Origin of the sequence: Phenylobacterium sp. LjRoot225 (assembly GCF_964252855.1) — a bacterium.
In the GTDB taxonomy this organism is placed as follows: domain Bacteria; phylum Pseudomonadota; class Alphaproteobacteria; order Caulobacterales; family Caulobacteraceae; genus Phenylobacterium.
Window position 1 is genome coordinate 167,852 of the sequence record NZ_CAXUPL020000003.1, and the last position, 14,770, is coordinate 182,621.

At 70.0% G+C, this 14,770-nt stretch carries 15 protein-coding genes; 11 read left to right on the forward strand and 4 right to left on the reverse strand.

Annotation, left to right across the window (positions count from 1 at the left end; translation table 11 throughout):
* Window positions 1–34: 34 nt before the first annotated feature.
* Together ACSQ2B_RS15895 and ACSQ2B_RS15900 are read right to left on the reverse strand one after the other, a co-directional pair.
* A complete protein-coding gene (locus ACSQ2B_RS15895; RefSeq protein ID WP_436051312.1) occupies window positions 35–1,339 on the reverse strand; it encodes an acyl-CoA dehydrogenase family protein in 1,305 nt (434 codons plus the stop codon).
* A 59-nt stretch (window positions 1,340–1,398) separates the two neighbouring features.
* Window positions 1,399–2,466, reverse strand: coding sequence for a phosphotransferase family protein (locus tag ACSQ2B_RS15900; protein WP_436051314.1), 1,068 nt, complete (start codon window positions 2,464–2,466; stop codon window positions 1,399–1,401).
* Between the two features lie 229 nt (window positions 2,467–2,695).
* On the opposite strand from ACSQ2B_RS15900, the gene ACSQ2B_RS15905 reads away from it, so the two are divergent.
* From ACSQ2B_RS15905 to xth, 11 genes are all read left to right on the forward strand, one after another.
* A complete protein-coding gene (locus tag ACSQ2B_RS15905) occupies window positions 2,696–3,559 on the forward strand; it encodes a helix-turn-helix domain-containing protein (protein ID WP_436051316.1) in 864 nt (287 codons plus the stop codon).
* A 161-nt stretch (window positions 3,560–3,720) separates the two neighbouring features.
* On the forward strand, window positions 3,721–4,872 hold the full coding sequence (locus ACSQ2B_RS15910; RefSeq protein WP_436051318.1) for a sulfotransferase family protein: 1,152 nt from the start codon (window positions 3,721–3,723) through the stop codon (window positions 4,870–4,872).
* Between the two features lie 74 nt (window positions 4,873–4,946).
* The gene (locus ACSQ2B_RS15915; RefSeq protein WP_436051320.1) at window positions 4,947–5,717 is read left to right on the forward strand and encodes an SDR family NAD(P)-dependent oxidoreductase; all 771 of its coding nucleotides are present in this window, start codon (window positions 4,947–4,949) and stop codon (window positions 5,715–5,717) included.
* 32 nt (window positions 5,718–5,749) lie between these two features.
* Window positions 5,750–6,184, forward strand: coding sequence for a nuclear transport factor 2 family protein (locus ACSQ2B_RS15920; RefSeq protein WP_436051322.1), 435 nt, complete (start codon window positions 5,750–5,752; stop codon window positions 6,182–6,184).
* 40 nt (window positions 6,185–6,224) lie between these two features.
* Window positions 6,225–6,863, forward strand: a complete 639-nt coding sequence (locus ACSQ2B_RS15925) for a TetR/AcrR family transcriptional regulator (protein WP_436051324.1) — start codon at window positions 6,225–6,227, stop codon at window positions 6,861–6,863.
* A 154-nt stretch (window positions 6,864–7,017) separates the two neighbouring features.
* Window positions 7,018–7,287: a hypothetical protein gene (locus tag ACSQ2B_RS15930; RefSeq protein ID WP_436051326.1), complete on the forward strand. Its 270-nt coding sequence runs from the start codon at window positions 7,018–7,020 to the stop codon at window positions 7,285–7,287.
* 10 nt (window positions 7,288–7,297) lie between these two features.
* Complete coding sequence (locus ACSQ2B_RS15935; protein WP_436051328.1) at window positions 7,298–8,158, forward strand: FAD binding domain-containing protein; 861 nt, start codon at window positions 7,298–7,300, stop codon at window positions 8,156–8,158.
* Window positions 8,159–8,168: 10 nt separating this feature from the next.
* Window positions 8,169–8,657, forward strand: a complete 489-nt coding sequence (locus ACSQ2B_RS15940; protein WP_436051330.1) for a (2Fe-2S)-binding protein — start codon at window positions 8,169–8,171, stop codon at window positions 8,655–8,657.
* Entirely contained in the window at window positions 8,654–10,927 is a 2,274-nt protein-coding gene (locus ACSQ2B_RS15945) for a xanthine dehydrogenase family protein molybdopterin-binding subunit (RefSeq protein ID WP_436051332.1), read from the forward strand. The genes ACSQ2B_RS15940 and ACSQ2B_RS15945 overlap by 4 nt, the downstream gene beginning before the upstream one ends.
* 3 nt (window positions 10,928–10,930) lie before the next feature.
* A complete protein-coding gene (locus ACSQ2B_RS15950) occupies window positions 10,931–11,176 on the forward strand; it encodes a hypothetical protein (protein WP_436051334.1) in 246 nt (81 codons plus the stop codon).
* A gap of 46 nt (window positions 11,177–11,222) precedes the next feature.
* Window positions 11,223–12,008, forward strand: a complete 786-nt coding sequence (gene xth / locus ACSQ2B_RS15955) for an exodeoxyribonuclease III (RefSeq protein ID WP_436051335.1) — start codon at window positions 11,223–11,225, stop codon at window positions 12,006–12,008.
* Here xth and ACSQ2B_RS15960 read toward each other — a convergent pair.
* Entirely contained in the window at window positions 12,005–13,462 is a 1,458-nt protein-coding gene (locus tag ACSQ2B_RS15960; protein WP_436051337.1) for a hypothetical protein, read from the reverse strand. The genes xth and ACSQ2B_RS15960 overlap by 4 nt on opposite strands.
* A gap of 52 nt (window positions 13,463–13,514) precedes the next feature.
* Window positions 13,515–14,735 carry a methionine adenosyltransferase gene (gene metK / locus ACSQ2B_RS15965; RefSeq protein ID WP_436051339.1) on the reverse strand — a complete coding sequence of 407 codons (1,221 nt, stop codon included), beginning with the start codon at window positions 14,733–14,735 and terminating at the stop codon, window positions 13,515–13,517.
* Window positions 14,736–14,770: the final 35 nt, after the last annotated feature.

Here is a 14,770-nt window from a genome sequence, read left to right on the forward strand (position 1 = left end):
ATAAGTCTGCGCCGGGCTCAGGCCGGCGTCCGCCTCATTCCGCCGGTTCGAACGAGGTCCCGTCAAGGATGTGGGCGTATTTCGCCCGCGACGCCTCGCGCTTCGTCGGGATGTGCTCGGTCGGAAAGAGCCCCGGGGCGGGCGTGGCCTTGCGCAGCAGGGCGCCGGCGACCTGGACCTTGTGCACCTCGGTCGGACCGTCGGCGACCGACAGCATCGGCACGCCCATCCACATCTTGGCGATCGGGGTCTCGTGGGTGGTGCCGAGCGCGCCGTGCAGCTGTATCGCCCGCTGGGCGACGTCGTGATAGACCCGCGCCATCGCCACCTTGCACATTCCGATGTGGGTCCGCGCCGCCCCGTGCGGCAGGTTGTCGATCATCCAGGCGGTCTTCAGCACCAACAGCCGGAACATCTCGATCTCGATCGCGGAGTCGGCGATGTAGCCCTTCACGAACTGGTGGTCGCCCAGCAGCCGGCCCTGGGTGCGGCGCGAGACGGCCCGCTCGAGCATCATCTCCAGCGCGCGGTTGCATTGGCCGACGGTGCGCATGGCGTGGTGGATGCGTCCGCCGCCGAGCCGCGACTGGGCGACCTTGAAGCCGCCCCCCGGCTCGCCCAGCATGGCGTCGAGCGGCACGCGCACGTGGTCGTAGCGGATATAGCCGTGAATGCCCTGGTCCTCAGGCTCGTTCATCCCGGCGACGTTGCGCTTGATGACGATGCCGGGCGTCTCGGCCGGCACGACGAACATCGACATCCGTTCGTGCGGCGGGTTCTCCGGATTGGTCACCGCCATGACGATGTAGAAGGCGCAGTATTTGGCGTTCGAGGCGTACCATTTCTCGCCGTCGATCACCCACTCGTCGCCCTCGCGCCAGGCCTTGCAGACGAACTCCTTGGGATCGGCGCCGGCCTGCGGCTCGGTCATGGCGAAGGTGGAGACGATCTCGCCGTCGAGCAGCGGCCGCAGATAGCGCTCCTTCTGTTCGGGCGTGCCGTAGAGGGCCAGGATCTCGGCGTTGCCGGTGTCCGGCGCAGCGGTGCCGAACACGGTCGGCGCCCAGGAGCAGCGGCCGATGATCTCGTTCATCAGCGCCAGCTTCATCTGGCCATAGCCCTTGCCGCCGAGGCTGGGGTCGAGGTGGCAGGCCCACAGGCCCTTGGCCTTCACCTGCTCCTGCAGCGGCTTCAAGATCGCCTGCGACCGGGGGTTCTTCTTGTCGTAGGGCGCGCCGCCGTCCGGGAACAGCAGATCGAGGTCCTCGACCTCCTCGCGGACGAAGCGGTTCATCCAGTCGAGCTTCTCCTGAAACTCGGCGTCGACGGTAAAGTCCATGGCCCTGATCCCTGTGTTCGAGGGGAAATTCGGAATTGAACGCCCTGTGGCGGTCCGGCTCAGCCGGCGATGATCTGCCGGCCCTTGGTCATCAGCCACGAGGCGTAGCCGTGGACGCTCTCGCCGACCTCGGCCGGGACCTTGCCCGCCTTGGAGGCGGCGTAGGTGCCTTCCAGCAGACAGGCCAGCTTGTAGCAGGCGAGCGCGAAGAACCACGGCAGGTCGGCCATGCTCCGACCGGCGGCCTCGGCGTAGAGGTCCACGAGCTCGGCGCGCGAGCGGAAGCCGTCCCACGGCGTGACCAGCGGCTTCTTGCCGGGCGGGTCGCCCTCCTCCCACCAGCTGGTGAGGATCCAGCCCAGGTCGAGCATCGGGTCGCCCAGCGTCGTCAGCTCCCAGTCGATGACGCCGGAAATGCGCGGGGCCTTCAGCGAGAACATCACATTGGCGAACTGCAGGTCGCCGTGGATCAGGCCGATGCGCCGGTCGCCGGGCAGGTTGTCCGAGAGCCAGCGACCGACCTCGTCGACATGCGGCAGGGCCTTGGGGTCATAGCCGGGCGTGGCGGCGTAGCCTTCCAGCTGCGAGCGCCAACGCGAAACCTGGCGGGCATGCCAGTCGTCAGGCTTGCCGAGGTCCGAGAGGCCCGCCGCCTGGGGATCGACGGCGGCCAGCGCCGCGGCCGCGCGCACCAGCTCGTCGCCCATCGCCGCGCGCCAACTGACGTCGGTCTCGTAGTCGCCCTGCAGCTTGCCCATCGGGGCGAAGCCTTCCAGCGGCTCCATCAGGTAGAAGCAGGCGCCGATCACCGCCGGGTCTTCGCAGACCGCGTAGAAGTCCGGATGCGGCACGGCGCTGCCGGCCAGGGCTCTCAGCACCCGGGCCTCGCGCAGCATGGTGTCGTTGCTGTTCGGGCGCAGATGTTTCGACGGCCGGCGCAGCACCAGGGCGTCGGCCCCGCGCTCGAGCAGGAAGACGTTGTTCTGCAGGCCGCCCTTCAGCTTGCGGACGCCGGTGACCGGTCCGGTCCCCGGAAGGTCCTGGCCGGCGATCCATTCGTTCAGATGCGGCCAGTCGATCAGTCCGCCGAAGTCGTCGAGCCCGGCCTGCGCGGTGTCCACGGACATCTCTTCCTCCCTGCTCCGGCTCCCGGGTTTGCGGCCGCCGGCGGCGTCCAGGGAGCGTGATTTGGCGCGATCTGATCCCTCGCCGCGCCCAGCCGCAACGCACGAAAATGTCGAGATCGGGACGCAGGGTGGAAGCCGGGACGCAAAGGAATTTTGTCTGGCGACGCAAAGGGCGTATACACCGCGAAAGTCGGCGGATGACCGACGGTGGGGCGGCCAGATTGGCGAGATGAGCACACCAGCGCTAGCGACCATCGAAGCTGAACTCAGCGTCCCGATCGCGACGGCGCAGCTCGTCCGGTTCGACATGCCCGGGCCGTCGGACAACATCTTCCACGACAAGGACGCCTACTGGCTCGACCTGTGCCTGACGCCCCGGCCGGACAACTGCCGCGCGCGCTATCGCGACCGGTGGGGGCCGCACCGCTTCGAGCGGGTCGGCCCGGTGTTCATGCTGCCGCGCGGCGAGTCGCTGCAGTTCAAGAGCGACGAAGGCGGCAGCCAGATGTCGATCATTTGCCAGCTGCGGCCGGAACCGATCAGCGACCTGATCGAGCACAGGCTGGAGTGGACGGACCGCCGGCTGCAGGCCAGCCTGGACATCTCCAGCGCCAACATCCGCGGCCTGCTGCGCCGACTGGGCCAGGAGCTGCGCTACCCAGGCTTCGCCAGCAAGATGATGACCGAGCTGATCGCCGGCCAGATCGCCATCGAACTCGGCCGCTATTGTTCGGCGATCGACGACGCGCCGGCCACCGGGGGACTCGCCTCCTGGCGGCTGCGGATGATCGAGGAGCGGCTGACCGAGATCCGCGAGGCGCCGACGCTGTCCGAGCTGGCGGCGCTCTGCAACATGTCGGTGCGGCAGCTGACGCGCGGCTTCCGCGCCAGCCGCGGCTGCTCGATCGGCGACTACATCACCCAGAGCCGGATCGACACCGCCAAACGGCTGCTGGCGAACGACGAAAGCATCAAGGCCATCGCCGGATCGATGGGTTTCGCCTCCGCCTCGAGCTTCAGCTACGCCTTCCGGCGCGGCGCCGGGGTGACCCCGCGCCAGTTCCGCACCCGCGTGCTGCGCAACAGCCGCTAGCCTCCGGACGCTGCGACGGCCGCTACGCGGCCCGAAACTGACATTGTGGCCGAACCTCGCGCGTCAAGGTCGTTGCCAAGACGCCCTGCGCCGCAGAAGAAATTCCACATCTGAGCCTGGGCGATGAACGCGACCGGGCATCCTGAGAGGAAACGCGGGACATGGCCCAGCCCTTGGTCGCCGACCAGTTGATTGAACAAGCCCAACGCGCCACCGGATTGGAGCGCTTCGACTCCGACTCCTATCGCGAAGGCCTCGACATCCTTCTGGCCGACTACAACAAGCAGAACGCTCCCGAACCGCTGGTCGAGCGTATGGCGAACACCGTCGTCGGCGCGATCGCCAACCGCCTGAAGACGACCGCCTATCTCGAAAGCCGCCCCGAGCTGCTGAAGCGTCCGATCGAGCGTCCGGTCTTCGTCTTCGGCGTTCCACGCACCGGCACCACCCTGCTCAGCAATCTGCTGGCGGCCGACCCGGCGCGCCGCTCGCCGCTGACCTGGGAGATCGACGATCCGGTTCCGCCGGCGACCACGGAGACGCTGCTCACCGACCCGCGCGCGATCGCCCGGCTGGAGCAGGAGAAGGCGATGCTCGCGGCCAACCCGGAAATGGGCAAGTACTACCGCAACTCGGCGATCTATCCGAACGAGTGCATGTTCTTCATGATCAGCGATTTCAAGGGCCTGCTCTGGGAAGGCAAGGGCAAGCTGCCGAATTATCGCGACTGGATATTCTCGACCGACATGACGTCGACGTACGAATACCACAAGCGGTTCCTGCAACTCCTCCAGGCGGACGCTCCGGGCGTCTGGAACCTGAAGATGCCTTCCCACGCCCTGTGGCTCGAGACCCTGCTGAAGATCTATCCGGATGCGCGGCTGGTCTGGACCCATCGCGATCCGCTGACCGCCACCGGCTCCTTCTGCAGCCTGATGAGCCTCAGCAACCGCTCGGCCGTGGGCCATGTCGACAAGGAATGGGTCGCCCAGGACTACCCCTGGCAGGCCGTCGAGCACGCCAACCGGATCATGGATTTCCGCGACAAGTTCGGCGAGGACCGCGTCATCGACGTGCACTACGCCGACCTGATGCGCCAGCCGATCGCCACCATGCGCAAGCTCTACGGCGCGCTGGGCGACGACTTCAACGGGGCGGCGGAAGGCGGCATGCAGACCTGGCTGGACGACAACCCCCAGGGCAAGTTCGGCAGCCACGACTACAAGCTCGGCGAATACGGCCTGACGCCGGACGGGGTGCGCGGCATGTTCGAGCGGTACCTGTCCCGCTACGACGTCGAGGCGGAAGGCTAGGGACTTAAGGGGACTGGCGCAGGCCGCCGCCGCCGTGCGATCTCAACCGTCATAAACAAGACCGGGAGAGACGCATGGCGGCGACGAGCGGAATCTTCGACCTTTCCGGCAAGGTCGCGCTGGTGACCGGCGGCGCCAGCGGAATCGGGAGCGGCATCGCCGCCGTCCTGGCGGAAGCCGGCGCCACCGTCGTCATCGCCGACATCGACGAAGGCCGGGCGCGGGCGGAGGCGGCGACCCTGACCGCCGCCGGTCATCGCGCCGGCGCGGTGCAGATCGACGTCGCCGGTGAAGGCTCGATCATCGACGGCTGCGCCAAGGTCGTCGCCGACTACGGGTCGCCCTGGATCCTGGTGAACAACGCCGGCCTGCAGCATCGCGAAATGCTGCTCGACGCCACGGTGGACTTCTGGGACCGGACGCTCGACGTCAACGCCCGCGGCCCCTATCTGCTCAGCCGCGAAGTCGCCCGTTCCATGGTCGAAAAGGGCGATGGCGGCCGGATCGTCCACATTGCGTCGGCGTCCCTCATCGGGTCCCTGGTCAAGGGCCACGCCGCCTACGCCAGCTCCAAGGCCGCGCTTCTCGGCCTGGCCCACGCCAGCGCGCTCGAACTGGTCGAGCACCGCATCACCGTCAACATCGTGATGCCCGGCGGAGTCGCCACCCCGGGCGCCATCGGGGCCCAGGGCCCGTCGCCGGACGGCCCGGCGCGCCGGCCGCCGCCGCTGGGCATGTGCGAGCCGCGCGACATCGGCGCGGCGGTGCTGTTCTTCGCATCGCCGGCCGCGGCCCGCGTCACCAACCAGGCGCTGGCGGTCGACGGCGGCTGGTCGCTCACCTGACCGGGCGGACCATGACTGAGGGGAGTGAGACGTTGAACAATCTCGACGAGATCAAGGACTGGATCGCGCTCTGCAACGCCAAGGCGCGCTACTGCCGGACCCTCGACACCAAGGACTGGGACGGCTTCCGCGACCTGTTCACCGAGGACTATGAGCTGGACGTCAGCGACGGGACCGGCAAGCCGGTGATCAAGGGCCGCGACGCGGCGATGGCGTCGGTGCAATCCTCGATCCTGACGGCCAAGACCGCGCACCAGGTCCATACGCCAGAGATCACCCTCAACGGCGACGAGGCCCATGCGATCTGGGCGATGCAGGACCGGGTGGTCTGGGGCCCGGACAAGTCGCTCACCGGCTACGGCCACTACCATGAGCGCTGGGTGCGCCAGAACGGCGAGTGGAAGATCGCCGCGCTCAAGCTCACCCGCCTGCATATGGACTTTCAGTTTCCTGCGCCGGCCGCCTAGGCTCGACCTGCGACAGGAGCGCAACGCGACCGTGACCCGAATGACCGCGCCCACAGCCGAGGGAGCCAAGCAGGCGTCGAACCGGCGGATCGGTCTGGAGCAGTCCAAGACCCGCGCCCTGCTGCTCGATGCGGCCGACGCCGTCATGCGCGAGGAAGGCTATGCCGGCGTCAGCTCGCGCCGGGTGGCGAGCCGGGCGGGCCTCAAGCCGCAGCTCGTGCACTACTACTTCCGCACCATGGACGACCTGTTCCTCGCCCTGTTCCGTCGGCGGTCGGAAAAGGGGCTCGAGCACTACGCCGAGGCGCTGGCCTCGGACCGTCCGCTACGGGCGATGTGGGAGATGAGCCGGGACCCCTCAGGCACGGCGATGATCATGGAGTTCTCCGCCCTGGCGAACCACCGCAAGGTCATCTCCGCCGAGATCGCCCACTATGGCGATCGCCTGCGCGAAATGCAGGTCGCGGCCCTCTCGCGGCTGCTGGCGACGCGCGGGGTCGACCCGGACGCCTATCCCCCCATCGCGGTCGCGGTGCTGATCTCCAGCGTCTCGCTCTTCCTGCGCATGGAGGACAGAATCGGCATGTCGGCCGGCCACGCCGAGACCGAAGCCCTGGTGGAGCGGTGGCTCAATCAACTCGAAAGCCCCGCCGCCCAGCCGCCGCCTGCGACGGTCTGATCACGTTCGCCGGAGCGCGCCGCCCGCGCCTGCGTCCTTGACGCCGTCTCCGCCGCGCCCCTAAGCAAGTGCCCAGCAACGAGCCGGACGCCAAGGCGCGTATCAAGACTCGGGCTCAATCCGGCGACGCCAGGTCGCCGAAGGGAGGACGCACATGAGGCTGAAGCGGGTCTCCGCCGGCTCGCCCGCCCCGGACCTGCGCGAGTCGCAGATCGCTCTCGACCCGGAAAGCCTCTGGACAGCGGTCGACGACGGCGCCCTGATCAAGCGGGGCATGCCGGGGTTCGACAACCTGACGCGAGACCAGGTGATGCAGCTCTACGCCTACATCCGGGCCGGCGCGCGCGAGGCGCTGGGGACCGGCAAGCCGCCGGGCCCGGCGGCCCCCGCGACGGGCGCTCCGCTTCCGCCCGCGCATCTCTAGGAGGCGAGCCTTGATCCGCAGCTATCTTCAGCCGGCGACCGGGCAGGAGGCGGCCCTGGCGCTCGCGGCGGGCGCCCGGCCGCTGGCCGGCGGCACCGACCTGCTGGTCCAGGTCCGCGCGGGCCGCATCGCGCCGGACGCGGTCGTCGATCTCAAGCGCATCCCGCGGGCGATCGGGATCCGCCGCCAGGACGGCGGCTTCGTGATCGGGGCGGCGACGCCATGCCGGGTGCTCGCGGCGAACGACGACCTCGTCGACGCCTGGCCGGGCGTGGTCGAGGCCGCGGACCTGATCGGCTCGGTCCAGGTGCGCAATCGCGCCACCCTCGGCGGCAACCTCTGCAACGCCTCGCCGGCCGCCGACAGCGTGCCGGCGCTGATCGCCGCAAGCGCGCGCTGCGTGATCCTCGGCCCCGACGGCGAGCGCGAGCTGGCGGTGGAGGACGTGCCCCTCTCGCCTGGCCGCCATGCGCTCGAGCCCGGCGAGTTCGTGCTGGAGTTCGTGCTGCCCGCCCAGCCGGCGCGGACCGCCGACGCCTATCTGCGCGCCACGCCGCGGACCGAGATGGACATCGCCGTCGCCGGCGCCGGCGTCAGCCTGACCCTCGACGAGGCCGGCGTCTGCACCGCGGCCCGGGTCGCCCTCGGCGCCGTCGCCCCGACCGCCCTGCTGGTCGCCGAGGCCGGCGCGGCCCTGGTCGGCAGCCGGCTCGACGACACCGCCCTGATCGCCATGGAGGCCGCCGTCCGCGCCGCCTGCCGGCCGATCAGCGACAAGCGCGGAACCGCCGACTACCGCATCGCCGCCGCCGCCGTGCTGTCCAGGCGCGCTGCGAAGATCGCTTACGCCCGCGCCGCTGCGTCGACATGAGGGGGCCGAAATGAGCAAGCATCACGTCTCGGCCACGGTGAACGGCGACGCCGTCGAATTCCTCTGCGATCCAGGCGAGAGCCTGCTCGACGCCCTGCGCGACACGCTTGGGCTGACCGGCGCCAAGGAGGGCTGCGGCTCCGGCGACTGCGGGGCTTGCAGCATCACCCTCGACGGCGAGCTGATCTGCTCCTGCCTGGTGCTCGCCCCGGAGGCCGAGGGCCGCCGGATCGAGACCATCGAGGGCATGGCGACCGACGGCGAGCTGCATCCCCTGCAGCGCAAGTTCCTCGAGCACGCCGCCCTGCAATGCGGCTTCTGCACGCCCGGCCTGCTGATCGCCGCCAAGGCCCTGCTCGACGTCCATCCGGACCCGACGGAGACCGAGGCGCGTTACTGGCTGGCGGGGAACCTCTGTCGCTGCACCGGCTACGACAAGGTGATCCGCGCCGTGCTCGATGCGGCCGCTGAGCTGCGCCAGGAGAGGACGCCCGCATGAACCAGGTCACGGCCAAGCCCGCCTTCAAGATCATCGGCACCCGGCCCGTGCGGCCGGACGGCGTCGACAAGGTCACCGGCAAGGCCGCCTACGGCGCGGATCTCGTCATGCCGGGCATGTTGTTCGGGGCGATCCTGCGCAGTCCGCACGCCCACGCCCGCATCGTCTCGATCGACACCCGCAAGGCCCGGGCCCTGCCGGGCGTCAAGGCGGTGGCGACCGGCGCGGACTTCCCCGACCTCGACGAGGCGCAGCTGGGATCGGGCGAGGCTTCGCTCAGCATCGCCGACATCGGCAAGAACTGCATGGCGCGGGGCAAGGCCCTCTACGAGGGCCACGCCGTCGCCGCCGTCGCCGCCATGTCGAAGGCGATCGCCGAGGAGGCGGTTCGGCTGATCGAGGTGGTCTACGAGCCCCTGCCCCACGTCATCGACGTCGAGGCGGCCATGGCGCCGGACGCGCCGCTGCTGCATGAGGCCATGTTCACCAAGGGTCTGGAGACCCGGCCGGACCGGCCGTCGAACATCGCCAAGTTCCTGCGTCTGCCGAAGGGCGACGCCCGGGCCGCGATCGAAGCCGCCGAGGTGGTGGTCGAGGGCCGCTTCACCGCGCCGCCGGTGCACCAGGGCTATATCGAGCCGCACGCCTGCGTGGTCTCCGTCGGCGCCGACGGCCAGGCGCAGATCTGGGCCTCCAGCCAGGGCCAGTTCATGGTCCGCAGCCTGACCGCCGCCATCACCGGCATGAAGCTGGCCGACATCCGCGTCACCCCGGCGGAGATCGGCGGCGGCTTCGGCGGCAAGACCACCGTCTATCTCGAACCCGTCGCCGTGGTGCTCTCGCGCAAGAGCGGCCGGCCGGTGAAGATGGTGATGAGCCGCGACGAGGTGTTCCGCGGCAGCGGGCCCGCTCCGGGCGGTGTGGTCAACGTCCGGCTGGGCGCCACCCGCGACGGCCGCATCGTCGGCGCCGAGGTCGAGCTGAAATACCAGGCCGGCGCCTTCCCGGGCTCGTCGGTGCAGGCCGGAGCGATCACCGCGCTGGCCTGCTACGACATCGCCAACTACGACATCAAGGGCTGGGACGTGGTCTGCAACATGCCCAACGTCGCCGCCTACCGGGCGCCGGCGGCCAATCCCGCGCAATTCGCGGTAGAGAGTGCGATCGACGACCTGGCGCGCATGCTCGGCATGGATCCCATCGAGATCCGGGAGAAGAACGCCGTGCGCGACGGCCTGTATTCGCCCTACGGCCTGCTCTACCAGAACATCGGCTTCGAGGAGACGCTGGCGGCCCTGAAGGCGCATCCGCACCTCGCCCAGCCGCTCGGCCCCAACCAGGGCCGCGGGGTGGCGGCCGGCTTCTGGGTCAACCATGGCGGCGAAGCGACCGTCATGATTTCCATCAGCGAGGACGGCGGCGCCGTCGTCGCCTATGGCAGCCCCGACATCGGCGGCTCCCGCGCGTCCATGGCGATGATGGCGGCCGAGGTGCTGGGCCTGCCGATCGAGCAGGTGCGGGCCGTCGTCGCCGACACCGCCTCGATCGGCTTCTCGATGCTGACCGGCGGGAGCAGCACCACCTACCGCGTCGGCATGGCGATCGCCAACGCCGCCAACGACCTGGTGATCCAGATGAAGGCGCGCGCGGCCCTGACCTGGGGCGTGGACGCCGACCAGGTCGGATGGCGCGACGGCCAGGCGGTTTGCCTCGCGCCGGACCGCGACGAACCGCCGCTGTCGATCGCCGAGATCGCCGCCGCCGCCAGCCGCACCGGCGGCCCGCTCTCGGCCGAGTCCGTGGTCGACGCCCACGGCGCCGCCCCGACCTTCGGCGTCCACGCCTGCGACGTTGAGGTCGACCCGGAGACCGGGCGGGTGACCGTGCTGCGCTACACCGCCGCTCAGGACGTCGGGCGGGCGATCCACCCGGCCTATGTCGAAGGCCAGATCCAGGGCGGGGCGGCCCAGGGCATCGGCTGGGCGCTGAACGAGGAATACGTCTTCGACGCCGCCGGCCGGGTGGAGAACCCGGGCTTCCTCGACTACCGGATGCCGGTCGCCTCGGACCTGCCGATGATCGACACCATCATGGTCGAGTCCGTTCCCAATCCGCACCATCCGTTCGGCGTGAAGGGCGTCGGCGAGACCCCGATCGTGCCGCCGCTGGCGGCGGTGGCCAACGCCGTGCGCAGCGCTGTCGGCAAGCGCTTCTACGACCTGCCCATGTCGCCTTCGCGCGTCTATGCGGCGCTGCACGCGGGCGATTGAGCCATGGCGCGGGTGCTCGTCACGGCGTCCGACTGCGACGAGTTCACCGGCGGCCTGCGCGACTTCGAGATCGAAGCGGCCGACGTGCGCACCCTGGTCCGCAAGCTCGACGACCGGTTTCCAGGCCTCGGCAGGCTGATGGAGCGCGGCGTTTCCCTGGCCATCGACGGCGAGATCCGGCCGACCTGGGCCGGACCCCTGCGCCCGGACAGCGAAGTCTGTCTGGTTCCCCGCATCGGCGGGGGGTGAGCCCGGCCCCGGCCTTCAGGCGTTGGCGTCTGGAGCGAGGGTCCGGATGAAGATCGCCACCTTCAACGTGAACGGGGTCAACGGCCGCCTGCCCGTGCTGCTGCGCTGGCTGGAGACGGCCAGCCCCGACGTGGTCTGCCTGCAGGAGCTGAAGGCCCAGCCGGACAACTTCCCCGTCGCGGCGATCGAGGCCGCCGGCTATGGCGCGATCTGGCATGGTCAGAAGAGCTGGAACGGCGTCGCCATCCTGGCCCGTGGCGCCCAACCTCACGAGACCCGTCGCGGCCTGCCTGCGGTCCTTGCGGCCGGCGACCCGGAGGACGTGCAGAGCCGCTACATCGAGGCCGCGGTGAACGGGATCCTGGTCGCCTGCCTCTATCTGCCCAACGGCAATCCCGCGCCGGGGCCGAAGTTCGACTACAAGCTGACCTGGTTCGAGCGGCTGAAGGTCCATGCCGCGAGCCTGCTGGCCCAGGACCTGCCGGCGGTCCTGGCCGGCGACTTCAACGTCATGCCGACCGATCTCGACGTCTACAAGCCGGAACGCTGGGTCGACGACGCCCTCTTCCGGCCGGAAGTGCGCCAGGCCTACGCCGAGCTGATCGCCCAGGGCTGGACCGACGCCCTGCGCGCCCTGCACCCGGGCGAGCGGATCTACACCTTCTGGGACTATTTCCGGAACGCCTACGGTCGCGACGCCGGCCTGCGGATCGACCACCTGCTGCTCAGCCCCCAACTCGCCCGGAGGCTGAAGGCGGCCCAGGTGGATCGCGACGTCCGCGGCTGGGAGAAGGCCAGCGACCATGCGCCCGTGTGGATTGAGCTCGCCTAGAGGGAGCCGTCGCGCGCGTGCACCACAGCGTAGCGGTCGGCGTAGAGCCGTCGCCATCCGGGCCGCCGGTCCATCACGCCCACCGTCGGATCACCCGCGGCCAGCAGGGTCCAGCTCACCTTCCAGCGCGCCAGCAGCGCGTCCAGCTTCGCGGGATCCGGCCGGCCGGCGCGGAAATAGGCGTTGGTGAAGGCGTCGCCGTACATGTCGGTGCGTCCGTCGATGAAGGGTCGGACGCCCTGGGCGATCAGATAGCCGCCAAAGCCGTAGTCGTTGAACACCGGCTGGATACGAAGGGCGGCCGGCACATGGGCCAGGGCGGCGATCGGCGCGCTCGGGCCGTCCACGCGGACGATGGGGACGGCGAGGCGCAGGCCGGCCAGCGCCAGGGCCGCCGCCGCGCAGGCCGCGACCCAGCCGCGGCGGACGGGTCCGGCCGGCGCAGCCTTGCGGTCCGGCGCGAGCGCCTGGCCCAGGGGCTCGGCGAGCAGCATGGCGCCGATCATCGCCAGCAGGATCTGGTGGCGATTGTGCTGCAAGGCCATGTGCAGCAGCACGAGCAGGAGCACGAGCCGCAGCGCCGGAACCCGCACGCCGCGCTGAAGCATCACATAGAGGCTGGCGACCAGGGCGATCTCCAGCGGGCCGATCCGGCTGAAGTCCATCGGCCGCCATTCGCCGACGCCGGCGAGGCTGGTCATGCCCAGCAGCTGGAACGGGAAGAGCAGTCCGGAGAAGCCGAACGGCGTGATCAGGCTGGCCGCGAGGCTGGCGATCCCGAACAGGGCCCAGGCCCTGAAGGTCGCGACCCGCGCGTCGGGCTTGGCCGCGGTCAGGGCTTCAAGGGCGAAGGGACCGATCAGCGCGAGACCCATGACGTAGCCGCCGTGCACATTGGCCCACGGGACCATCAGGGCCGCCAGCGCCAGCGGGGGCGCACGGCCTTTGTCCCGCGCGCCGAGCAGGCCCGCAGTCCAGGCGGCCAGCAGCGGCAGGGCCAGCAGATGCGGCCGCGCCAGCAGGCTGGGGGAGATGCAGCCGAAGGCCAGCAGCAGCGCCAGGGCGAGGCTGAGCGGCGGCAGGGCGCGGCCGATCCGGCGCGCCAGGATCGCCATCGCAGCGCCCATGGCTGCGCCATAGAGCAGGACCACCCCGCTCCAGCCGGCGGCGCGGAAGGCCGCCGCCATCAGCAGCTCCGCCAGCCACTCGTGGGTGTGCCAGGGTCTGCCTGCGAAGGTGTAGGAGAAGACGTCCGTGTGCAGGATGCGCCGGTGGTCGAGCATCCAGCCGCCGGCCGCCACATGCCACCAGCTGTCGCCGTCGTTCAGCACCTGAGGCGCCGCCAGCACGAAGGCGAAGGCCAGGAGGCCGGCCAGCGCCGGGGCGGCGAAGCCTCCCAGGCTGCGGGCCGCAGCGGCGGGGCGGGCGTCCAGCGGGGGCGCGAGCGAGACCATGGTCCCGCCAGCCTTACCCCGCTGGGCTTAACAAGCCTTCAGCGCGAGCGCGTCAGGCCAGGGCGCGCAGCTTGTCGGTGAGGTCGGTGCGCTCCCAGGAGAAGCCGCCCTCGTTGTCGGGCTGGCGACCGAAGTGGCCGTAGGCCGAGGTGCGCGCGTAGATCGGCCGGTTCAGGCCGAGGTGCTCGCGGATCGCCCGGGGCGTCGCGCCGCCGATCATCTCCGGCAGGGCCTGTTCCAGCTTGGCCGGGTCGACCTCGCCGGTGTCGTGCAGGTCGACGTAGAAGCTCAGCGGCTTGGCCACGCCGATCGCATAGCTGATCTGGATGGTGCACTTCTTGGCCAGGCCCGCGGCGACCACGTTCTTGGCCAGGTAGCGGCAGGCGTAGGCCGCCGAGCGGTCGACCTTGGTCGGGTCCTTGCCGGAGAAGGCCCCGCCGCCGTGCGGCGACGCGCCGCCGTAGGTGTCGACGATGATCTTGCGGCCGGTCAGGCCCGCGTCGCCGTCCGGCCCGCCGATCTCGAAACGACCGGTCGGGTTGACGTGCCACTTGGTGTTCTTGGTGATCAGGCCGGCGGGGAAGACGCTCTCGACATAGGGGCGGATCATCGCCTCGACGCGCTTGGGCGTGGCGATGTGCAGGCCGATCCGCTTCTTGTGCTGGGTCGAGACGACGATCTGCATCACCTCCACCGGTTGGCCGTTCTCGTAGCGCAGGGTGACCTGGCTCTTGGCGTCGGGCTCCAGGGCCGCGCACTCGCCCGAATGGCGGACGTCGGCGAGCTTCTTCAGGATGTTGTGGCTGTACTGCAGGGTCGCCGGCATCAGCTCCGGGGTCTCGTTGCAGGCGTAGCCGAACATGATGCCCTGGTCGCCGGCGCCTTCGTCCTTGTTGTCGCCGGCGTCGACGCCCTGGGCGATGTGGGCGGACTGTTCGTGCAGGTAGCAGGCGAACTTGGCCTTGGACCAGTGGAAGCCCTTCTGCTCGTAGCCGATCTCCTTGATCGCCTGACGGACCTTGGGCTCGAGGCCTTTGACGATCTCCTTCGTCATCGCCTTGTTCTCGGCCTTGGACGCGCCGGGGCGTCCGGCGCGGACCTCGCCGGCCAGCACGATGCGGTTGGTGGTCACCAAGGTCTCGCAGGCGACGCGCGCTTCGGGCTCGGCGCTCAGGAAGGCGTCGACGACGGTGTCGGAGATGCGGTCGGCCACCTTGTCGGGGTGACCCTCGGACACGCTCTCGCTGGTGAAGATGTAGCTGGAACGGCTCACGCTCAGGCTCCGGGACTAGAGGCGCCGCTCAAACG